The sequence below is a fragment of the Pseudoalteromonas sp. DY56-GL79 genome (genome assembly GCF_041414765.1).
GTDB lineage: Bacteria > Pseudomonadota > Gammaproteobacteria > Enterobacterales > Alteromonadaceae > Pseudoalteromonas > Pseudoalteromonas piscicida.
In genome coordinates this window covers 1-21,002 of sequence record NZ_JANHZS010000043.1, presented here as the reverse complement: position 1 = coordinate 21,002, position 21,002 = coordinate 1, and the positions used below count along the sequence as shown (strand labels likewise).

Below are 21,002 nucleotides of genomic sequence, written 5' to 3'. Positions count from 1 at the left end.
TATTTGGTAAAAGTGTTTTGCAATATCTTTATACCGTACTCTCCCGTTAAGGGGGAGGAGTCCATACATCTCCTACACGCGTATTTACGCTACGCAGTAGGAGCTGTTTGACACAGCGATCTTGTTGCTTTTATCATGTATTTCACGCAATAGAGATAGAAAGTATTTTAAATATCTAACACCACCACTTCCATTTGGTCTTGCGTATCATAAGGCTGGATCTGCATTTTTATTTGGCTCTCAGAAAGCAACTCCAGCTGACCTTCTGCGGCTTTGTATTTGCTGTGAACGACCTTTACTGCATGAATACCAAATCCGATTTCTCGCTCTAAGCGTAAAACTAAACCATATGAGGTGGTGGCTCCGCGGTCGGTTCGGTAAAGCACATAGTTATCGTCATTGACATTCAGTCGATTAAGTTCGGCAAAGGAGTTGTCAACGCCGCTTTGTTTGATCTCGGAATAATCACCAGCGGCAAAGATGAATACGATGAAACTCGGCACTGCTGCTGCCAAAGCGACTAAGAAGCCAGACACTTTGAGTAACTTGATGCGTCGACATAACGACCACAACAACACTGAAGCGGGTAAGATGATGGCCAGTATCATAACGAAAAGGTAATTATGCTGAGGAGCTGCAAATCTTAACTCCCAAGGCAAATTACTCATATTAAGGATGACTAGTAATACAACAATTACCAACGCAATACTTGAAAATCGTTTCATAAATTAAATCTAAACTATAACAAAATCAGTAATACCAAAAATAAGCCTCGGGTTATTTAAACAAGCTGAATTTCCCAGTAAATTCTTTAAGCTCCGCGCTATCGCCAAACATGCAAATGCCAAAGTACTCTAAGTCTTGTTCTGATGTTTCAGCGGTTGCACTTACTTGCTGTTCGGATGTGCCAACAATCATGGTATCTGTAAAGTCGGTAAAAGGGATGTTACGAGCCACAAGCTCTGCTCGCACTTTTCTGATTTTATTACTGTTATCTGCTTTAAGCACAATAAATGGGTAGTGCGAAATCGAAGGGTGAATACCACCATCTTTGTCTTGATACGGTAAAAAGCAGAGCTCATCAGTATTACCAATTTGGTCAATGAGCCCAGCGGTCATATGGCCAAGCGCATTAAAAAGCCGACCAAGTTCAACTTTTTTATTGAGCACAGCAACAAATCGTTTTGAGTTTTCGTCCGGTAAAACGGAAAAATCAGTCATAGACTTCCTTGAGTTAAAAAAGAGGCGCTAAACCATATCATAATAACGCTATCACCGCGCCTCGGTAATTGATTGTAATTCCTTAAAACTTCCTAAAGAGAAACAGTAAATTTTGTTAGGCCAATCAGTTGTCCTGAATTGGTGACAACGTGCACCTCCCATTTACCTGTTGAGTCGGCGGGAAAGTTGGTTTTATGGCTCCAAGCACGATAGCCTTCCTCGCGTCCACCGCTAATATTTAAGGGGATTCGGTCAACCACCTGTTTGTTGTGTACCCATACGTGAAAGATTTTTTCGTTTAGCCCCCGTGGTGCTTTTACCGCGCTCCAACTATACAAGCCTTGTTCGTGAAGCGAATGGGTATCGAGGTGTTGGAGACTGTTCATAGGCTTTCGTTGTTGCCTATCAACCTCATAAGCCAGTGCTATGTCGGTGAGTCTTAAGGCCGCAGGGGGAACCCAGCTACGTAGCTGCCACAAGCCAGTGCTAAGCGCACTTAGTAGCAGAGCCAATAAGGGAAAACGCCACCATCTTGCGTGTGGCATGACATTGCCAAGACTCGGTAGGGTAAGAATAATGGCGGTGACTAGCGCTATTTGTATACTTTGGTCGGTTGTAAGATGAAGTAAAATAGGAAGCGTAACTGAAATCACAACAAATAAGGCAAAATTATGGAATACCATAAACAGCACATTGTGCCGGGCTAGCTTTTTGTAATATATCGGGTCCACAACGGAGATAAACGCGCAGAGTGCAATTAAGCAGGTAAATGCAGCCTGTGGATGATTCCATGTTGTGGCAGCCAAGAAAAAAGGTAGTGCGAAGAATAGACTTTCCTGTTGCACCATTTGTAGGGCAAAGCGCATAAAGTTGGGTGACAACACAATACCAAAACGTTGCTCCACTTGGTCGCGAAGCCAGTTATCAATAATAAGCCACAGCCAACTGGTGAGTAAAAGCAGAGCGATGATCTGTGAAAACGACTCTTTCCGTTCAACTAAAATAAAGCTCGCGATACCGCTACAAAAAGCCAGCACAGCCATCAGGCCCGGCCACTTCTGCATCATCAAAATAAATTTTGTTATTAGGTTTTTGAAATAACGCATGGAAATCGAAATTGCTTGCTGATTTTACCATTGAAGCATCTTAATCATGAATGCAATATGAGCTTGAATGTACTAAAGATTCATACGTTTAGCATTCGCAAGGAGAGGTTTTCAGCGCTTGATTTTAGATGCGCTAGATATTTAGTGTGAGCGCAAAGTCTATCAACCTGTGTTTTTCATTGACGCAAACATTGGTTGGCTGGAGTACAGAGTTGACATGTTGCGCTTTGACCCCAGTCTAGCGGTTTATAGTTTACTGATTAGTGTTTCAGACTTGCCAATCAATTCGCTTGAGTCTTTACCTGTTTTTTGATGGATAGTAACGAAATACTCGATTGGATATTTCAGCCTGGAAAGTACCATTTTAGGTGCATTGAGGCTTTTATCTACAGGCGTAGGCCAAGTAATAGAAACGCTTCCAGTCGTATCGTTAAGAATGCAAGGGTGACTCGTACCTTTGAAGCTAGTTACGGATGTCCCATCGATGTTGGCAAATAAAACTGAGCAAATATATAGCTTGTTTTCTGGACTGAAATTCTCAATGGCGTAATCGAAAGAAATCTTAATTTCATGTTTTCGTTGCTGTAAGTTGCCAATTTCTTCAACTTCCAGATTGGACAGTGATGCAGTGCTTAATTCTATTTTAGAATAATCTATTGTTGCGCAACCACTGAGGATGAGCAGTGATGCTAAAATAGGTAATGCCTTCATTATTTTCTCCTTAAAATAAAGTCTGTAATAAGTAGCTAAAACCTTCCATAATTTGCTCTTGTCCAAAGCCTCTTTAATGAAAGATAACGTGACGTGTAGACTTGCGTCATGAGGAAGGTAACGAAAAATTAAACTTTTGTCACTATATTTATACAAGCAAGCTGTACATCGCAGGTTTTAGCGGCTGTAAATGTGTTTTGATTTTAGCGCGAATGTCACTCGACTGGTTTTGGCTTAACTTAAAAGCGCCATGCATCGAATTGATTTTAACCTTGAAAAAGTTAATGGCGTTAAACAGTGATTGGCGTTGATTGGCAGGCACGCTATCAAGCTGCCAATCACTATTTGAAAACTGCTCAAAATGCGTTATTTGGGCTTGCATTGACGCGTATTTTTCATCATCAGTAGCAATAAGCGCGAGTTCACCTTCAACTATCACATTTGCGTACAACCACGTGGGGAGCTTAATGTCAGGGATAACCGCGGGTGAGAGGTAATGATCTTCACAGTGGAAAACTGCTTGAATAACACCGTCCGCGTGGAAAATTGGGTTATCTTTTGTAGCGTGTCCGAGCAAATAAGCATGATCATCACTTAATGTTAGCGGTACAAAAACGGTGTTTATCTTGCCTTCCTGTATCACCGTCAGCGTGGCCAGCGGGTGTTTTGTGATCACAGATCTGAGTATGTTTGGATTGCTTTCAACGTAGTAGTTTCTAGGGTAGCTCATAACTTTTCCTCCAACCTCGCTTTCACTTCAGGCCACATCGCGTCGGTGATGGCGAATCGTGCTGTATTACGGTAACTTCCGTCGGGCAGGCGCCTATCTTTTAACGACAATCCTTCAAAATGGGCACCGAGACGTGCGATGGCATTACGAGACTTATGGTTAAATTCATGCGTTTGAAATTGCACACGTACCAGTCCAATCGCCTCAAAGGCATATTTGAGCAACAGGTATTTGGCGTGGGTATTAACATGCGTGCGTTGAAATTCAGTACCAATAAAAGTATGGCCGATCTCGGCACTTAGGTTGAGTTTATCAAGTCTAAACAAGCGGCTATTACCAGCCAGTTTACCTGAGTCTTTATCGATGATTGCAACAACAAGTTGTTCGCTTTCGTCAAACTGCGCTGAACCGTAAAACCATTGCTCTATTGTTTTTTGATCGCGACAATAATTGTTAAATACCCATTTCCAGATCTCGGCTTTTTTGCCTCGAGCCAATAACTCAGGTAAATGCGCGGCTTCAAGTGGGGTGAGCTTAACGCGATTGGATTCTAGTGTTTGTTTTGAAAGCATCAATATTCCATTCATTCTGTGTTTTTAATGCTTGCATATTGCGCTGATTTTGGTTGATATAAAACAACCAGATTTAATAATTTAATTAGACCAGTTTTGATTTCTATTAGCCCAAAAACACAGTCTCAAGATGCTAAACATAAACGCTTAGCAGATGTTTTACGCTGCGCCATTACTGAGGGTAAACTCACACCCGGTGACAAACTTCCTTCGGCCCGAAAGCTGGCTGAGTTACATGGTATGAATCGGCATACGGTGATGAATGCGCTACAAAACTTGGTAGCTGAAGGCTGGCTGGTGGTCAAAGAGCGTAGCGGCTATCGAGTCAATACTGAACTACCTATTTTCAGTAGCCAACAGATAGACACTAAAGTGCCTTCTACACCACAAATCGTGCCGCAATTTGCTAAAACACTGACTCCAGTAAGCAGCACTAAGCGTACGGCCTACCGCTATAGTTTTGCAGGGGGCTTACCAGATCTTCATGCCTTTCCCTATGATGAGTTTAAGCGGTTTTTGGTAAAGGCGTGTCGCAAAACCAATGTCAGTCACTTTCACTATTCAGACATTGCGGGGTGCGAGTTACTGAAATCCCAAATTCAGGCTTATTTGCGCCGAGCAAGGGGACTAGTATGTGATGATTTACTGATTTGTAATGGCTCCCAAGAAGCGCTTTCTTTGGTGGCAAATGCATTTATTAATCCAGGTGATGGTGTTGCCATCGAGATGCTTGGTTATCCACCTGCTCGGCACGCCTTTACCAATGCGGGCGCTGAAGTTTTTGCATTAGCCCAAGACGCAGAAGGTATTAAAGTGGAGGCCTTGGCGCGCTGCCTTGAACAAAACAAGGTGAAGCTGCTGTATTTAACACCGCTGCATCAATACCCTACGACGGTCACGTTATCCGTACCGAGGCGAATGGCGATTTATCAGCTGTGCCAGCAGTATGGCGTGTTTATTCTTGAAGACGATTACGACCATGAGTTTCATTATCTCTGCCCACCGTTACAGCCTATGGCGGCAAGCGATCCAAGTGGTATTGTGATTTATATCTCTACCTTCTCAAAAATCATGTTTGCCGGTGCTCGTGTGGGCTATATGAGTGCGCGGACAGATGTGCTTGCGCAATTGGTAGCACGTAAGCAGCTACTTAATCACAAAAATGATGCGCTTACCCAGTTGGCTGTGGCTTACTGGATGGAAGAGGGCGGGTTTGAGCGCCATTTACGCCGCATGACCAAATCCTATCAAGTACGCCATCACGCGATGGCGCAGCACCTAAGCGAGCTTAAAGCTAAGTTAGATATCGACTTTGAAATTCCACAAGGCGGTATGGCGTATTGGGTAAACAGCAAACGCGACGTCTCGAAATTATCTGAAAAAGCGCTTGAAAAAGGGATTTACGTACAATGTGAGCCTGAATTTACTCTCGATAAGGCTAGTAGTTTAAGTCATATTCGCTTAGGCTTTGCGGCGCAAGAAGTCGAGCAACAGCAAGCTGGGCTGAGTGAGTTATTTGCTTTGGTCGCAGAGCTGGAGAAAAATCATGAATAAGCAACAAGCACTGGCCGAATTTGTTACATTCGGCCCACACAAAGCGCAGGCGTTAGATATACTATTGAGCGATAACAGCGCAGTATCGCTCGCTATCAGCAAGGCGATGTTAAGTGTGGTATTAGCAAAATATCTCAGCGGTGAAATCGACGAAGATGACCTCGAAAATTGGGCTGGGTTTGTTGAACTGCGTGACGAGATTGATTGCACCTTAATAGAGGATTACCTCTACGCGTTGAATAATCCAGAGCTGATGGGGGGAATTAACCTCGACTCCATCGGTAATATGTTGAAACTCATTAAAGGTTAAACGCAAAAGGAAATACCATGAAACTAATTGCGGCTGTATTGTTTTTATTAAATTGCCAAATCGCGTTGGCGGGAGGAGATGTGTGTGAAAACCCTATCTCAACCATAGACATCAACGAGTGTGCAATGAGCGAGCTTAACGCGCGAACCGAAGCACTTGAACGTTACTACCAAAAAAGCCTTGAACATAATGCTTTTGATGAGCAACTGGTGGAAGCGATAAAAGCCTCGCAGTTGGCGTGGCAAAGCTACCTCGATGCACACTGTGGCGCGGTATATACCCAATGGCGAGAAGGCACTATTCGCGGTGTGATGGCGCTCGAGTGTCGTAAGGAATTAGTTAAAACCAGAACCCATACACTTTGGGCTAACTTTTTGACTTATATGGATAGCACTCCACCAGTATTACCAGAACCTGAGTAAACGCGTGGCTTTGGCGATCACTTTTGGGGATATTATTCCAGCAGTGGTTGTGCCTTAACTTAGTCGGGAGCAACCTCTGATGGTGTCTTATTCCTCAATAGCATCACGCCTAATCCTATAAACCATAGGATTTGTCCAAGACCAAATATAGCCGTAGTAACCTCAAAAAATGGGTTTTTGGCAAGGTAAGATAAACCTGAAAATAAAGTTAAAATCCCAGCTAGACTCACAAGCAAACCCCAATAATGTAGCAGTGGACTAAATATTTTATGCTTGAGACCGACGCAACTGATTGTAAGCACCCAAATTGCGCCAACCAATTCAATGCCACCGCCAAGTGCATCTACCACTATCGAAATGGTGCGATTGACTGTTAATGCAAGCGAAGGATCCATCTCATAAAATTTTGCAATCGCTTCAATGCTGGTTAAAAAAATCATAGTACTGGCAAGGACAATCGCCGCCCAAATATAGCCAACAACGCTTGCAAACTTCATCCAGTCAGGTGACATTGTGTTAAAGCGTTGATGAATTGCTTGCACCAACACAATCAGGGCAAAACTGAAAATAATCCCAATTACGATATAACCAAGAAAAAAGGTATCGCGATTTTGCACAAAGAAATCTAGATAAAGCGCTGGCGTATTGTGCTCACTTGAGTCCAAAACCCCAAAAAATAATACAAAGCCAAATAAATAAGTCGCGGCTTCTGTGAGTGCGGCGACGCCTCCCCATTTTTGTAATGACATAGCGATTCCAGTAAATTTGATTGTTATTGTTGTGCTCAGTTTAGCAACATACTAAGCATCAGCTCCAGAATAGGGCGTGTTTATTTGTAACAATAGTTTATTGAGCAGGGAAGGAGACTCGGGAGAGGAGAAGAGCACCATTAGGTGCTCTCTAAGCTATATTAAAGATGAACGATGCTATCTGCATTGCCATCAGGATCGTTTGATGCTTTACCATCAGTACCAGGGTTACCATTTCGCATCATGATCACAGCACAGGCGGCAGGTGAAGCCATTGAAGTGCCTGACATCGTCGTTGTTCCGCCACCATTTTTAAGTGATAAAATGCCAACACCAGGAGCTGCATAGTCTACAGGTGGGTTGCCATAATTTGAAAAGCTTGCAAAACGGTCATTTGAGTCGGTCGCTGAAATAGTGAATACGCGGTTGTGTGAAGCACTAGCTGGAGATACATTTGCCGCATGCTGGCTTTCGTTACCAGCGGCTACCACAAAGAAAGCACCAGATTGTTGAGCTGCGCTTTCAACAGCATCATTTAGTTCTTGGTTGAAGCCGCCACCCAAGCTCATATTTGCGCAGTCGCCAGGACTTGCATTGACCGCAACGTGATCGACACCAGCTAAAACACCTGACCAGCTGCCTGAGCCGCGAGCATCTAACACTTTTACTGGAACTACAGTGGTGCCAGCTGCAACACCCACTACATCAATATCGTTATCGAGCGCGCCAATCGTACCCGCAACGTGTGTGCCGTGGCCGTTGCCGTCGTCCATGCCTGCATTTCTACCGCTAGAAAATGCAGAGAAACCGCGGCTTGCGTCAACGTTCAAATCTTGATGATCTAAGTCGATACCAGTATCAATAACCCAAGCGGTATAACCGTTGCCATTCACAGGACCACCAACACGCGTTACACTCCAAGGTGTTGTTTGTGGGTTACTACCACCACCTGGTTTTCCCTTTGCCTTTGCTGGGCTTGCATACACTTTACCATCGGGAGTAAAGCGCATCACATCGCTATTTCCTGCAAACGCAGATTTAGCTTTGTCACAGCTCATGTTCACGGCCATGCCTTTAATGGTGTTTTTATAGACATGTTTCGCTTGTGCATTCGCTTTTGCGACCATGCCACGCGCTTTACCTTCAACATCAAACTTTGAAACATCATCTTTAAAACGCACGATGCAGGTATTCGCAATTTCCGCATCCACGGCTGCGCCTTGATACGTTGCATCTTGTGCAAAAACTGTAGTAGCACCAAACGTCGACATGATAGACAAAGTAAGTAGTGTTTTTTTCATCTTATTGTTTCTATTTATAATTATTTTAAAATTAACCTTTGAAACAGGTTGGCAACAAAGTTAGCTGTATATTAATAATTGTCAAAGGTGGAACGAAAAAAATATCTACTTTTTCCTATTTAGGTGCATAAATGAGTAGTATTTTGATTTTAACTTATCCAATCAAGTTGAGTTTATGCGCTGTATTGGAGTGTTGTATTGTCACCTTTCTATAAAATGAGACATCCATAATTGGAGTTTTCTGCAATCATTAAAGCGGAGACTAATTTATAAAAAAATCACGTTTACCGAATCAAAGATCATTGCTGTGCTAAAAGAAGCTGACTCAGTTATGAAAGTGAGGGCGTATGTCGTAAACACGGCATTAGCAATGGTATGTTTTACAACTGGAAGTAGAAGTATGGTGTTACGAAGGCTTCTGATGTTAAAAAGCTTGTAGAAGAAAACCTTAAGCTCAAAAAATGTATGCTGAAGCCAGCCTAGAAAATAGTGCGATTAAAGGGCTCTTTGCAAGAAAGGTTGGTTACAGCAGACAAGCGCAGTCGCGCAAGCACCTTAGCCTGCTCTGTCTGAATCGAAGATGGAAAACTCCTAATTGTCAGGTACACACTTAGAAAGCTTATTTTTAAGCCAATGCTGAAAGTGCTCCTCTTTCGTTCCTAATTCGCTTGATTGCCGCAGTAATACGTAATTATGCCCCGATAAAATAAAGCCGAAAGGTGCAACCAGCCTTCCATTAGTCAAATCATCTGCAACTAGAGGGTATGAGCCAATTGCAGCTCCAAGTCCATCTGCGGCTGCCTGTAGACAGAAGTAAAAATGATCAAATGATTGATTAGACTTGTTTAGATGAATTCCATTGTTTGATTTCATCAACCAATTGTTCCATGCGCTTGGGCGTGTCTTACTGTGAAGCAGGGTTATATTCGAATAATCATGTTGAACCTTATTCCAGTACTCTTTAGAACAAACAGGACCGACCCATTCTTCAACTAACTTTTGTACTACATAATCTGAGGGTATATCAAAGTCATCTCGACGAATTGCCATCGACAAGCCAGCTTCTCCTAGCGTGATAGGGCCCCCAGCAGTAGATAACCTTATATCAGTTCCAGATAGGTTGTAATAGTCCGAAAGTCTGGGCATAAGCCAGCGCATGGTTAATGTAGGCTCGCATGATATTTCAAGATAATTATTTTTGGTACTTCTTAACTTAATAATACCTTGATCTAATGCATCAAAAGCCACATTGGTATATTGCTTAAGTAACTCTCCATCTGGGGTAAGCACCATTCCCCGGCCTTTTTTGTAAAACAGTGGCAGAGAAAGGTAAGTTTCTAATAATTTAATCTGCTTACTCACTGCTCCATGAGTTATGTGAAGCTTATCTGCCGTCACACTATAGCTGGAAGACTCTGCGGCGATATGAAAAACATGAAAGGCTTTAAGGTGTCTCATCTGTGATTTTTTCTCACATAATTTATGCGTTTTTTTCGATTATATCTGGCTAAAAAAATACTTACAATAATCCTAAATCGACAATATTAGAGAATGAATGTGGAGATAACAAGCTATATAGTTTTGGGATTGTTAATCGTTGTAAGTCCCGGCGCTGACTTTGTTTTGGTGTTAAAAAACAGTATTAACAATGGAAGGAAAGCCGGGTTATTGACCGGACTTGGTATCGGGATAGGTGTCTGTATTCATATTACTTACTCAATATTGGGAATTGGTCACTTATTATCACAGAACATAATATTGTTTAGCATGATTAAATACGCGGGTTCAGCCTACTTGATTTACTTAGGGATTACAGGCATCTTTTGTTCAAAACTTAAATTTGATTGCAAGACTGTATCGATATCGCTGCAGAATGACAACGCACGCAAATATTTTACACAGGGTTTTCTTTGTAATATGCTGAATCCAAAGACAATGCTGTTTTTTCTAAGTATATTTAGTCAGCTTATCTCCCCGCACAATGATAATAGTTCATACTTTGCGTTGATTTATGGGCTATACATTTCTGTATTACATATCTTGTGGTTCTGTTTGATCGCATTTCTTGTCACTTCTGAAAAAGTATTATCTGTTTTTCAAAGAGTTGGAAACAGAGTTAATCAAACCTGCGGTGTCGGACTTGTAGCCTTTGGGGCAACTCTAGCGTTCACGAACTCAACAAGCTCGTAAAGCAAAGCTTCCATGCCACGCTGAACAAAGAAACGAAAAAAGTTGGTGAGCTTTCAAACACCACTCCATAGCTATCAGTCATAAGGAAATGTACTGTGATTTCTATACTACGATCTGCTATTGAGTAATTACGTTAAATTAAAATGGGCCAGAAATGGTTGGATGAACGGCCGCTTTGTAGAATGAAGGTAACATTGATAGTGTGATTACGTCAAAATCGCTTGGTACTTATACCGTCAGTATCTCTTGGTAATCACACTGCTATAGCTAAATAGAATAGACTCAATCGGCTACTTGGTTGAGTCTATTCTTCCCTTAAGATGTTTTCCAGTTAGCGCGAGCGTAATGTTCTGCGTCTAATTGCAACCATGACGCTACTCAGTAGAATAAACAAGTAGCCGAACGCACCACCTGAACCGCCTTTATCTTCCTTATCGGTCGTCGTTGGCGTTGAGTTCGCTTTGTACTGTGCTTTTACAACCAGCTCACTGGTGACTTGGTCAAAAGCTAGATCCCAACCGGTAAATGTATAACCATCTCGTTTTGGCTCAGTGGGCGGCGTTGCTGCTTGTCCATGAGCAACTTCTGCTGCTTTGATGACGGTGTCATTCCAATCCACAAACTTCACTTGATACTTGTTAATCTCAAATTGTGCCGTAATGGTAAGATCTTGATTGACATCATTAAAGTCTGTATTCCAGCCAGTAAATGTATAACCTTCTCGGGGCGGAACTTGAGGAGCCGTTGCTGCACTATTTTCTTCAATAGTTTGAGTAGAAAGCACGCTTCCATCCCAGTTCTTAAACACGACACTAAATTGCTGTGGTTCATAGCCTGTTACCTGAAATGCGACTTTGTTGTCTGTGTAGTCTAATTCAGGGGCTTCTGACGAAAAGCGAACAGTGGGTGCGAACACGCCAGCTTCGCTAGGCGTTACAGTAAACGAAACTTGGACTGACTTAATATCAGACGCGCCAGAAAAACTACATAAGCGACTGTTACTTTGGTCGATGCAGTTAACTGTATATCCTTGATCTATAGAATGGAAATCCAATTTGATTGCGGTGTCAGCATCGAGGTAAAGATCAAATAGGCGTGGTAAACTGGACAATGTGTTTTCAGTTATTTCTAGCGTAACTTGGTTGCTTACTCCGGTTTTTACCTGTGTTGCTCCCGTTATATTCTTCACTGAGATTTCACTGATCTGCTCTTCATCAACAAAGATATAAGGCGTGGCGCCTAACGTTGTTAATTCTCGGGCTTTCGCTCCTTGGCTATAAATGCCCGCAGAATCTATTTGAATGTTGGCATCTAACTGCCAGACACCTTGACCTTTTTGCAAGTCATCATTGCTGAAATTTAGGCTTGTAGTGCCAACAAACGCATTCTGATCACTGCCTTGTTGCCACTGTTCTATGGTGAAGAGTTTATCTTTTGCCTCGGAGCCTTCCGGTGCCCTGAGAGAATAGTAACCTTTGGCGATGCCAGATATATCTGAAGCCGTGACGGTTAAAGTAACGTTTTGCTCACCATTCGTTGAGTTTAGCTGGTTTGATGAGAAAGCAATATGGTCGATACTTGGTGGCACAATATCTAGTTCGGTTTGATTTTTAACCGTAATAACGGAAGGTAGACCGAGCTGATTAAAGTGGCCTCGATTGTAAGCGCCCATATTTCCATTGCTATCAGTGAGCATCGCAGAGGCAACAAACCATTCACCTGGTAGATCTTTATTGGTAAAGGTAAAAGAGTAATTCGAACGATAAACTCCTTCGACATCCGTTTCTTGCCAATCAGATGACTCAGCCTGTTTTATCGCAAGTGATTTATACTGGCTAGGTGGCGAAACCCTAATTACACCTTTAGACATTGTTGATTGGTCATAAGCTTCTACGGCTATATTAACCGTTTTATCGCCTGTATTTACATTAACTTCAGTGTCTGAAATCGTAATAGATTTTATTTCAGGGTTAACGCCCTCAGAGACTTTATCATTCGCGACGATGATATGTGGGTTAAAGCCCGCAGCTTCAATTTCACTCTCGCGTAGCCAAAATCGGACAGCGTTGTTTACGTCAAGTATATGACCTAGGGTTAAAAACCATTTACCATTAACGTCGGCATCGGTAAAAGTGAAACTGACCTTACTTTCGTAAACCCCCGGCTCGTCTGTTTTCTGCCAATTCGCGGCGGCAGCTGATTTATTGTCACCCCAACTAAATCCTGTCGGAGGCGATAAATAAACGCGTGTGCCTTTTACACCGCTTTCATCATAAAACCTTAATGTAATATCAACGGTTTTGTCACCGTCGTTGACGTTAACTGAGTTGGAGGTCAAGTGGATTGATCTTAACTCTGGTGGGGTTCGTTCGGTTTCAGTTGTAGTTTTTTGTTCTTGGAAGCAGTGGGTATTGAGTACATCCAACATAGACTCGGCGGGCAACAAATTGTCACTTGCGCCATTAGCTGCATTTGCCATCAATAATTCAATTTTTGTGTCACAGTTTATTTTTGGGTTAGTGATGGTATCTAAACTAAGCGGTTGGCTTGCTTGTACATTCATTGCTGCTAGCCCAGAGACTAGCGTTGCCAGTGTGGTTTTCTTAAAGAGATTAAAACTCATTGTTAGTCCTTTAAAGTTATTGCGTATAGCACTATTTAGCGAAATACTCGATTAGTACCGTTTAGCACTACAAAATTGAGTAAACAGCCTAAATTACCATATGGATCTAAATCTTTAGAGGATTTTTTGTACTTAAATTGTGAACAAATGTGTAAGCCAGTTTTCCCTACTCTGTTGAGTTAAGGTGATTTTTTAGATGTTCGATAAAAAGCTGGGTTTTATAGGGGGTGTAGTTTGTCTTGGGATAATACGCCCATAATTGTTTTGTTTCAGATTTTACTTCAGGCAATACTGGTATAAGTAAACCTTGGTCGAGTTCTCTTTTCACATAGCTAGGCGCAATAAATACCAGTCCCAAACCTTGTACTGCAGCTGTCAGCATAGCGTCAAGTTGATCAGAGACAAAGTTATAGTTGTCAAACTGGAAGACATCGCCATTTTCTAAAATAATCCCGCCTAGTTTGTGGTAATAACTGCTTAACAACATTTTATGTTGGCGCAGATCATCAAGGGACTTGATAGGCTCATGTTGTTTGAGATAGTGAGGAGCACCAAAGATCTGCATTTGATAATCAATGAGTCGGCTGCCTTTATGAGAGGCTGAGTCAAACGCTTCATAGTAGCGTGTGATCACTAAATCGTGAGTAAGATCTGGGTGCGCGCCAGGGGCGATGACATTAAGATGAATTTTTAATTTGGGATATTTGGCTAAAAATGAGGCGATATTTGGCATTAAAATGGTGCTGCCTACCGCGAGTGTTGAAGCGATCTTTAAGCTACCAGATGGCGCTTGATTCAGTGCTTGTCCGTGATCAGTTAAACATTCAAACTGCGCTAGCCATAGAGAAGCCTTCGGTAAAAAGTGCTCCCCAGCCTCAGTGAGATTGACTTGGCGAGTAGTACGAATAAATAGCGTTAAGCCAAGCTGTTGTTCTAACCAGTCAATTCGCTTGCTCACTGCAGATGCTGAAACACCTTCTTCATCTGCGGCACGAGTAAAACTGCCAAACTCTACAACTTTGCTAAAACTCCGCACTCCGGTTAGCCAATCCATTAATTATTTCCTAGCAAGAATAAGTGTTTTTATTATTACCTTGTTTTTTGGATATTAAAAGCTCGATAAAATCATCCTCAGTAAATTCAAGGGGGTTGACGTGTTTCAAGTTGTGTTTTTAGCTGTTTTGCTGATGTCTTGCTCTCAAATCGCAAGCCAAATTTACATTCCTGTTTTACCTAATATCACGGATTCCTTACAGCTTACGCCTAGTCAAGGACAAGCAGCAGTAATTAGCTATTTCACTACACTAGGAGCTGCGCAACTGCTGGTTGGGCCGCTACGAGATAAGTTTGGTGATAGACCTTTATTTTTTAGTGGGCTGGGTATTTTGCTGTTAGGGACGGTTTTTTGTTCGACTGCATCTAGCGCCGAGGTATTTTTTATCGGTCGAGTGTTGCAAGGCATTGGTGCTGCGTCGCCGGTGTTAATTGGTAGAACGCTTCTTGCTGCTAGATTATCAGGTAGTGAACTTAAAAGCGCGATGGCGACGCTATCAATGTCGGTGAGTGTTACTGCGATTTGTAGTCCATTCTTGGCTGGGGTGTTATCTGGCTGGGTAGGGTGGCAGGGGATGTCATGGTTTGCGTTTGCTTATTATATTTTGATACTGGTTTATGGCTATAAAACTATGCAGCAGAGCAGTAAAATTACTATGTCGCTGAGGCCAAAAGCGCTCTTTAATGAATATCAAAGTCTATTGTTAAACCGCTCGTTTATTTCCCTCGCGTCGCTCAAGTGGTTGCCTACTTTTTTGTATCTCACCATTCAACTGTATCTGCCATTTTTATTGGCAAGGCAGTTTGGCTTGGAAGCCAATGCAATAGGTCAGGCGATGATGATCCCCATGTTTGGCTTACTCATAGGGTCAATTTTAACTAAGGTATTGCAGCGTAAGCGCGCTTATTTAGATATCGTGATTTGGACTTGGCCTGCATTAGTTGTCAGCGTGTTATTGCTGCTATTTGCAAGTGGTAGTGCGCTTGCTGTTTTGCTTGCTTATGCTGCGATTATGTTTGTATTTGGCGCTTATTTTCCAAGTTACATGCACCTTATTGGCGTTTTACATCCAGAGAAAGCAGGAACAGCAAATGCGCTAGTCGGCGCGGTTGAGCTGTTATTTTTTTCTTGCGTGGCTTGGTTAGTCAACCGATGGCTACTGAGTGGCGTTGAGTCACTTGCGGCACTCGTTTTTGGTTGTGCGCTGTTACTGTTTATAACCTGGCGGCATTTACGCACTGTCTTTATGCCAGTTTGTAAAGAGTAATAGAATGCAGAGTTTCTGCTACATAGCGTTTATCTATGAGACTGATGACTATGTATGTGATCTTACGGTAGGGAAAAATAACAATGCAGTTTGAAACAGAACGTTTATCCATAAGGCGAATGACAATGGACGACTTAGATGCGGTTTACGGCCATCGGAAAAACCCAAATACGTCAAAATATATCGGTGCGCCTGCCACGTTCGAATCGGCAAAAGAGAGGCTAATTCAAGCTTGCCAACCTTGGAAAGGTGGGGTCGATGAGAGTTTGATCCTTGCGATCGTTAAAAAGCCACAAGCTCAACTTATTGGTGAACTCGTTTTTAAATATGTCGATGCAGGAAAACGAGTCGGTGAGATTGGCTTCCGATTAGCTGAGGCCGAAATTGGCAAGGGTTATGGGGAAGAAGCCGCAACAGCACTGATAAAGGAGGCTTTTCAAAGTCTCTCTGTAGATACAATTCAGGCCATATGCGCTGTAGGCAATCAACAATCGCAGCGGTTGATGCTGAAGTTAGGGATGAAACGCAAAACTCGTTTAAAAGCCTTTTTGGATATAGGCAGTGAAAAGCACGATATCTATATCTATCAATTAAATAACCTGAGTTGCTAGATAAGGAATTAATTTAAGGTGCTTTTAAAACAATGAGTTAGCTCTAAACTTCCAGTTAAATGGAAATTAACTTGAGTTTATGAAGCTTGACCTATAAAAGGGAACTAATTACAGTGCTTGATTTTAAAGGATTAAATGTGACATGAAAAGAATAACCGTTCTGGCGTTGCTGCTACTCTCTGGATGTCAAACTAGTAACACTTCTGTGCCGTTAACAGCTGAAGAGCTAAAACATATTCGCTATGTAGATATGCGACATTTACCCATCAAAACTCAAGCGGATGGTTATTGGATTCAAAAACGCCGGATAGAACCCATATATCCAATAGAGGCGGCCAAAGATGGGATATCGGGATGTGTTTCTTTGACGTTAGGTATAACCCCAGATGGGAGAGTGGGAAGCTATAAAATCACCAGCAGTTATCCCGAGGGCGTTTTTGATATCAGCGCACTTCAGGCTATTAAAAAGTGGCGTTGGATCCCCGATGATAACAACCCTGCGCGTCAGGCTATATTAATCGATGCGAAGCTTGATTATTTTGTAATTCAAGGGCAAAAAAATTTGGATGAAGCAAAGCGAAACTGTAAATTCACCTCCATTCCGGGGCGTTAAGCGTAGCGTTTTACTGAATAGCGCGCGAACGTATCCGCGCTTTTATGATTTGAGGCAATTAAAATGGAATTTGAACTTTTAGCGCAGCACAAAGCGCTGATACCAATTATTGCTAAGTGGTACTTTGACGAGTGGGGGAGCATTGTTGAAGAGGCTTCTGTAGAGCGTTTTGAGCAAAAGCTTTTAGACTACCTTAACGAGTCAGCCATTCCTTGTGTAATCGTTGCACTTGATGGCGACACAATCGCAGGAGTCGTGCAGCTTAAATTTCATGAAATGAGCATCTACACAGATAAAGAGCACTGGATTGGTGGCGTTTATGTGGACAAGCCCTATCGTGGAAAGCAGTTGGCTTCACGCTTAGTGACAGAAGCGGAGCGGTTAGCCATTAAATTCGGTGTTAAAACGTTATATTTACAAACAGAGCATCCTGAGGGCGGGTTATATCGAAAACTCGGCTGGCAACCGCTCGAAAACGTCAATTACCGAGGCGTTGATGTGGTAGTGATGAGCAAAACAGTAGTTTAGTTAAATAAGCTAGATTATAAGCTCGGGTAAAAGGCTTAATAAAATCCCACAGTTTTATATGTGCCAAACTGGACCGTTCAACAGCAACTTATCGCCTTAAATCCAACTGCGATCACGGACGCTTATCCAACTCGTATTTGGACATAAACGTTTTAGGTCGTCGGATGCACTAGATGAATTTTGCATAAAATTTTTCGAAAACAGTACTTTGTCACACGCATTCCTACTCATGATACGACCTCCATCATTTCCTGATAGTGCTTTTCGTCCAGTTCATTTATCCAGTCAAAAATATCTGAAATGACTGAAACGCCTTCACCAATCAGGTTTTCAACAAAGTCTTCATTGGTTTCAATAAGGTCGTTATGTGAGTATTCATTGATAAACTTTCTAATCTTTTCCTTCCCTTCGTCTTCCGGGTTCTGACTTGCTGAAATAGCCGCATTAAACAAGTTAGCGAAATTCCCCCGGTTCTTTGGAAATTTGAATGACAAGAAGGATTCAAGTAGTTTTCGGGATAAATTGGCGGCAAGAAAATGATCGTCCGTTTCAAGCGTTTGTAGATTTTTTAACGAATTCAGCCGAGAAAAAATGTAATGATATTCTGAATTATATAAGGTTAATGCTGATTCGGCGTTTGTATAAGTTGAAGCTCGTGGTACTTCGTTGTTCGCTTTAATAACATAGAAATTTGCAATATTCTGATTATCACGTTTATTCTTCCGTGAGATCCAATCACGAACCAACTTGAAGAACGTGAAGTTGTGGGTAAGGACAAACAGTTGCTTTGCTTTTTCACAGTTCACTTTCATAAATGAGTACGCATGGAAAAGGTGATTGGAATCGAAACTTGAAATCGGGTCATCTACAACAACAATAGTATCTTCAATTTTGTTATCATTTTCTTTCAACTTGGTTATGAAGTAGACAAAAGCAATAGCTGTCTTTTCACCTTCACTTAAATTACCGTCAACCTGTTCAGAATCGTTCCGAAGTATTGCATACCCTTTTTTAACCGGATTGAATCGAAGGGTCAATTCGCTGCGCCCAAGAAATTTATGAAGCGATTCATTAAACTGATCAGCACCCAAGCCTTCATTTGATAGTGAATCTTCAAGTCTTCGGATTTCTGTGTTTCTAGTATTAATTTTTGTTTTTAGAGTTCCATTTACGGCTGTTCGCTCAACCACTTCATTTTTCTTGTCATGATAACCGAATGACTTTACTTCAACAGTAGAATAGTGAAGTTCTAGCTGTCTTTTAGCCTTGTCAGTTTCTTCTTTAAAATTCGCTGACTTGTGATTGTGCTTGTTAATAGCCGCACATATAGCGGTCATGGCTTCGTTGAACGCCTTCACAGATGACTCACTGATAACTTCAATCGTTAGACTAGTTTCAAGTGGGTTAGCTTTTTTATCTTTTAATACATTGTGCCAAATCGTTATTTCTTCGTTCAGGTCTGTGATCGCTTTTTCCAACGCAGTACATGCTTCGCTGAAACCCTTTTTAAATTCGTCATAAAAATCACTTACAGAAGGTAGCATTGGGGATTGAATATATTGGCCGGAAAGCCAGCCATCAGCACTTTCAAGACGGGCTTGAAAGGCTTTGTAGTCGTTATTAAAGTGGGCTTCAAGCTGTTTGGTGCGCTCTTCGGTGATGGTGTTGCCACAAAATTCACACTGATTTGTACCGTGGTGCCTATGAAGCTCAAGACCAGTTTCAATCCAAGATTTTATATCATTATGATCAACAAGCCGCTGAATAGCTTGGCTGGCAATGCTTGTTTTCAACAGATCATCAAGACGTTCTTTAGCTTTGTTGAATGTTCCTTGGTTAATGGCATGTTTGTTAAAGGTAATCGGTGACTTCTGATCTGGCTTAGCCGAGTTGGTCAATTCAACAATTTTTTGATCATCAAGAAGCGGGGCACCTGACTTGCATGCTTCGAGATTTTCGGTAATAAATTTTTCAAATTTCCGTTTGTCGTAATTAAGATAGTAACGGTCTGTAGTATCAATTGACTGAAGACTACTTTTCATGTGTCGTGCACTATCAGTTCCAAACTTTGAAATAGCACCTTCGAGTTTTCTTATTTCCTCAGCTTCTTTACTGTGTGCTTTAGTATCCGCTTCCTGTTCTTTTTTTAGCTTTTCTAACTTTTCACGCTCTTCTATTTTTTCTTTATCGACAAGCAATATGCTTTTTACTACGCTATCCCATGAAATGTTTTCGTCAATAAAATCATGGTTGAAGGTATATATGTTCAGGTCAGAATTTCCCACGTTCGCTTGTGTGATATGCGTTCCGTTGCCTACGCTTACCGAGAATTCCGAAGAAGGAAATTTACTTGAAGTGGCTTTATTTTCGATACACCTAAACAATCTAGAAAGCGTAGACTTACCACTTCCATTCCAACCATAAAACAGGTTGTACTTCCCAAAATCTTTAGCATTGGCATTTGTGTGGTCTTGATAGATACCAAAGTGTTTTAGTTTTTGTATGCTTTTTATTGACATAACATCCTAGCTCTAGAAGTGACGCGGTGTTCAATTGGCGTATAACAATTTTACAGAGCGCGACGCGCACATCTAGCTGCTGATATCACGTTCATTTATTTAATATATGCGCGAAATACACAATTTGGAAATCACTTAGCTCTTATTTTAAACCAACCTCAATGTCTGGTTATCTCTCAAAACAGATTTTTAGAGTATTTGCATTAACTCATTTTGGGGCAGGAATGAGTTGGCTGAACGACCGCTAGGTATGTGCAGATAGCAGACACCCACCATAACATAAATACAAATTATGGTGGATGTCAGTGTTAGGCCGTACTTCAATAGTGCATTTATCGCGGCGTTTAAGTGGTAGTGAAGATTATAGCTTTGCTTTAGCTGTATACTGTTCCAAACCGAACCTGACGCAACTATGGGATCCTCCTTCCAATGGCAGACCAAGCTATTTCACTTTCTAAATATAATCAAGATTGGCCACGGATGTTCCAAGATGAAAAGCTAAGGTTAGCGCCTTTGCTATGCCCTTGGATTGAAGGAGGTATTGAGCATGTGGGTAGTACAGCGGTGGTTGGTATGGTTGCTAAGCCTGTGATAGATATTATGGTGGGGGTTAAGTCGCTAATAGCGTCAAAAGAAGCCATCCAAGTGCTCACTCAATACGGTTATTGTTATTACCCTTATAAAGCTGACGTAATGCACTGGTTTTGCAAACCAACGCCTGAGTTTAGAACCCATCACTTACACCTTGTTCCTTTCAACAGCCGACTTTGGCAAGAGCGTATTTCTTTTAGGGAAAAACTAAGAGCATCATCAGATTTAAGAGCTGAGTACTGTGTGTTAAAGCGTAAGCGTACGGCGAACTACACCTGGAGGCTAACATGCCAGGGCAGTAAGCTGTCGATATCGCACTGGGGCTGGGCT

Annotated in this window: 21 protein-coding genes; 9 read left to right on the top strand and 12 right to left on the bottom strand. The window is 41.9% G+C overall.

The features are described from left to right. Positions 1-167: 167 nt before the first annotated feature. The 6 genes from NO992_RS22775 to NO992_RS22750 form a co-directional block, all read right to left on the bottom strand. On the bottom strand, positions 168-725 hold the full coding sequence (locus tag NO992_RS22775; RefSeq protein ID WP_045963190.1) for a hypothetical protein: 558 nt from the start codon (positions 723-725) through the stop codon (positions 168-170). Positions 726-777: 52 nt separating this feature from the next. Next, on the bottom strand, positions 778-1,221 hold the full coding sequence (locus NO992_RS22770; protein ID WP_371380675.1) for a DUF2000 domain-containing protein: 444 nt from the start codon (positions 1,219-1,221) through the stop codon (positions 778-780). 92 nt (positions 1,222-1,313) lie between these two features. After that, a complete protein-coding gene (locus NO992_RS22765; RefSeq protein ID WP_371380673.1) occupies positions 1,314-2,327 on the bottom strand; it encodes a DUF5924 family protein in 1,014 nt (337 codons plus the stop codon). 246 nt (positions 2,328-2,573) lie between these two features. After that, positions 2,574-3,038: a hypothetical protein gene (locus tag NO992_RS22760; protein ID WP_371380671.1), complete on the bottom strand. Its 465-nt coding sequence runs from the start codon at positions 3,036-3,038 to the stop codon at positions 2,574-2,576. Positions 3,039-3,186: 148 nt separating this feature from the next. Continuing rightward, a complete protein-coding gene (locus tag NO992_RS22755) occupies positions 3,187-3,768 on the bottom strand; it encodes an FMN-binding negative transcriptional regulator (protein ID WP_371380669.1) in 582 nt (193 codons plus the stop codon). Continuing rightward, positions 3,765-4,340: a GNAT family N-acetyltransferase gene (locus NO992_RS22750; protein ID WP_371380667.1), complete on the bottom strand. Its 576-nt coding sequence runs from the start codon at positions 4,338-4,340 to the stop codon at positions 3,765-3,767. Before NO992_RS22750 ends, NO992_RS22755 begins: the two co-directional genes overlap by 4 nt. A 96-nt stretch (positions 4,341-4,436) precedes the next feature. Between NO992_RS22750 and NO992_RS22745 the strand changes: the two genes are divergently transcribed. From NO992_RS22745 to NO992_RS22735, 3 genes are read left to right on the top strand one after another with little or no spacing between them, the layout of a single operon-like run. Continuing rightward, positions 4,437-5,894, top strand: coding sequence for a PLP-dependent aminotransferase family protein (locus tag NO992_RS22745; protein WP_371380665.1), 1,458 nt, complete (start codon positions 4,437-4,439; stop codon positions 5,892-5,894). Next, positions 5,887-6,204 carry a hypothetical protein gene (locus tag NO992_RS22740; protein ID WP_305777065.1) on the top strand — a complete coding sequence of 106 codons (318 nt, stop codon included), beginning with the start codon at positions 5,887-5,889 and terminating at the stop codon, positions 6,202-6,204. The genes NO992_RS22745 and NO992_RS22740 overlap by 8 nt, the downstream gene beginning before the upstream one ends. A 17-nt stretch (positions 6,205-6,221) precedes the next feature. After that, complete coding sequence (locus NO992_RS22735) at positions 6,222-6,626, top strand: lysozyme inhibitor LprI family protein (RefSeq protein ID WP_045963202.1); 405 nt, start codon at positions 6,222-6,224, stop codon at positions 6,624-6,626. 59 nt (positions 6,627-6,685) lie between these two features. Here NO992_RS22735 and NO992_RS22730 read toward each other — a convergent pair whose 3' ends face one another. The 3 genes from NO992_RS22730 to NO992_RS22720 form a co-directional block, all read right to left on the bottom strand. Continuing rightward, positions 6,686-7,375 (bottom strand): hypothetical protein, encoded by a 690-nt coding sequence (locus tag NO992_RS22730; protein ID WP_371380663.1) that lies wholly within the window; start codon positions 7,373-7,375, stop codon positions 6,686-6,688. 161 nt (positions 7,376-7,536) lie between these two features. After that, positions 7,537-8,676, bottom strand: a complete 1,140-nt coding sequence (locus NO992_RS22725; protein ID WP_069022850.1) for a S8 family serine peptidase — start codon at positions 8,674-8,676, stop codon at positions 7,537-7,539. Positions 8,677-9,267: 591 nt separating this feature from the next. Next, entirely contained in the window at positions 9,268-10,134 is an 867-nt protein-coding gene (locus NO992_RS22720) for a LysR family transcriptional regulator (RefSeq protein WP_017217590.1), read from the bottom strand. A 93-nt stretch (positions 10,135-10,227) separates the two neighbouring features. On the opposite strand from NO992_RS22720, the gene NO992_RS22715 reads away from it, so the two are divergent. After that, entirely contained in the window at positions 10,228-10,866 is a 639-nt protein-coding gene (locus NO992_RS22715; RefSeq protein WP_253107326.1) for a LysE family translocator, read from the top strand. Positions 10,867-11,197: 331 nt separating this feature from the next. Here the strand turns inward: NO992_RS22715 and NO992_RS22710 are convergent, their stop codons facing one another. Continuing rightward, entirely contained in the window at positions 11,198-13,489 is a 2,292-nt protein-coding gene (locus NO992_RS22710; protein WP_371380660.1) for an InlB B-repeat-containing protein, read from the bottom strand. Between the two features lie 166 nt (positions 13,490-13,655). After that, positions 13,656-14,543 carry a LysR family transcriptional regulator gene (locus NO992_RS22705; RefSeq protein ID WP_371380658.1) on the bottom strand — a complete coding sequence of 296 codons (888 nt, stop codon included), beginning with the start codon at positions 14,541-14,543 and terminating at the stop codon, positions 13,656-13,658. A gap of 100 nt (positions 14,544-14,643) precedes the next feature. On the opposite strand from NO992_RS22705, the gene NO992_RS22700 reads away from it, so the two are divergent. The 4 genes from NO992_RS22700 to NO992_RS22685 all read left to right on the top strand — a co-directional run bounded on the left by NO992_RS22700 (position 14,644) and on the right by NO992_RS22685 (position 17,562). Continuing rightward, positions 14,644-15,810: an MFS transporter gene (locus NO992_RS22700; RefSeq protein WP_371380656.1), complete on the top strand. Its 1,167-nt coding sequence runs from the start codon at positions 14,644-14,646 to the stop codon at positions 15,808-15,810. An 83-nt stretch (positions 15,811-15,893) separates the two neighbouring features. Then, positions 15,894-16,421: a GNAT family N-acetyltransferase gene (locus NO992_RS22695; RefSeq protein ID WP_371380654.1), complete on the top strand. Its 528-nt coding sequence runs from the start codon at positions 15,894-15,896 to the stop codon at positions 16,419-16,421. Between the two features lie 142 nt (positions 16,422-16,563). Continuing rightward, positions 16,564-17,034 carry an energy transducer TonB gene (locus tag NO992_RS22690; RefSeq protein ID WP_222243925.1) on the top strand — a complete coding sequence of 157 codons (471 nt, stop codon included), beginning with the start codon at positions 16,564-16,566 and terminating at the stop codon, positions 17,032-17,034. A gap of 63 nt (positions 17,035-17,097) precedes the next feature. Then, positions 17,098-17,562 carry a GNAT family N-acetyltransferase gene (locus NO992_RS22685; RefSeq protein ID WP_371380651.1) on the top strand — a complete coding sequence of 155 codons (465 nt, stop codon included), beginning with the start codon at positions 17,098-17,100 and terminating at the stop codon, positions 17,560-17,562. A gap of 227 nt (positions 17,563-17,789) precedes the next feature. Here NO992_RS22685 and NO992_RS22680 read toward each other — a convergent pair whose 3' ends face one another. Then, entirely contained in the window at positions 17,790-20,081 is a 2,292-nt protein-coding gene (locus NO992_RS22680; RefSeq protein WP_371380649.1) for an AAA family ATPase, read from the bottom strand. 429 nt (positions 20,082-20,510) lie between these two features. On the opposite strand from NO992_RS22680, the gene NO992_RS22675 reads away from it, so the two are divergent. Further along, the coding region (locus NO992_RS22675) for a GrpB family protein (RefSeq protein WP_371380647.1) at positions 20,511-21,002 on the top strand (492 nt) is incomplete at its 3' end.

Bases quoted from the DNA above. Each gene is read 5' to 3' on its own strand.
- NO992_RS22775 (WP_045963190.1), bottom strand. From the start codon at position 725: ATGAAACGATTTTCAAGTATTGCGTTGGTAATTGTTGTATTACTAGTC.
- NO992_RS22770 (WP_371380675.1), bottom strand. From the start codon at position 1,221: ATGACTGATTTTTCCGTTTTACCGGACGAAAACTCAAAACGATTTGTT.
- NO992_RS22765 (WP_371380673.1), bottom strand. From the start codon at position 2,327: ATGCGTTATTTCAAAAACCTAATAACAAAATTTATTTTGATGATGCAG.
- NO992_RS22760 (WP_371380671.1), bottom strand. From the start codon at position 3,038: ATGAAGGCATTACCTATTTTAGCATCACTGCTCATCCTCAGTGGTTGC.
- NO992_RS22755 (WP_371380669.1), bottom strand. From the start codon at position 3,768: ATGAGCTACCCTAGAAACTACTACGTTGAAAGCAATCCAAACATACTC.
- NO992_RS22750 (WP_371380667.1), bottom strand. From the start codon at position 4,340: ATGCTTTCAAAACAAACACTAGAATCCAATCGCGTTAAGCTCACCCCA.
- NO992_RS22740 (WP_305777065.1), top strand. From the start codon at position 5,887: ATGAATAAGCAACAAGCACTGGCCGAATTTGTTACATTCGGCCCACAC.
- NO992_RS22735 (WP_045963202.1), top strand. From the start codon at position 6,222: ATGAAACTAATTGCGGCTGTATTGTTTTTATTAAATTGCCAAATCGCG.
- NO992_RS22730 (WP_371380663.1), bottom strand. From the start codon at position 7,375: ATGTCATTACAAAAATGGGGAGGCGTCGCCGCACTCACAGAAGCCGCG.
- NO992_RS22725 (WP_069022850.1), bottom strand. From the start codon at position 8,676: ATGAAAAAAACACTACTTACTTTGTCTATCATGTCGACGTTTGGTGCT.
- NO992_RS22720 (WP_017217590.1), bottom strand. From the start codon at position 10,134: ATGAGACACCTTAAAGCCTTTCATGTTTTTCATATCGCCGCAGAGTCT.
- NO992_RS22715 (WP_253107326.1), top strand. From the start codon at position 10,228: ATGAATGTGGAGATAACAAGCTATATAGTTTTGGGATTGTTAATCGTT.
- NO992_RS22710 (WP_371380660.1), bottom strand. From the start codon at position 13,489: ATGAGTTTTAATCTCTTTAAGAAAACCACACTGGCAACGCTAGTCTCT.
- NO992_RS22705 (WP_371380658.1), bottom strand. From the start codon at position 14,543: ATGGATTGGCTAACCGGAGTGCGGAGTTTTAGCAAAGTTGTAGAGTTT.
- NO992_RS22695 (WP_371380654.1), top strand. From the start codon at position 15,894: ATGCAGTTTGAAACAGAACGTTTATCCATAAGGCGAATGACAATGGAC.
- NO992_RS22690 (WP_222243925.1), top strand. From the start codon at position 16,564: ATGAAAAGAATAACCGTTCTGGCGTTGCTGCTACTCTCTGGATGTCAA.
- NO992_RS22685 (WP_371380651.1), top strand. From the start codon at position 17,098: ATGGAATTTGAACTTTTAGCGCAGCACAAAGCGCTGATACCAATTATT.
- NO992_RS22680 (WP_371380649.1), bottom strand. From the start codon at position 20,081: ATGTCAATAAAAAGCATACAAAAACTAAAACACTTTGGTATCTATCAA.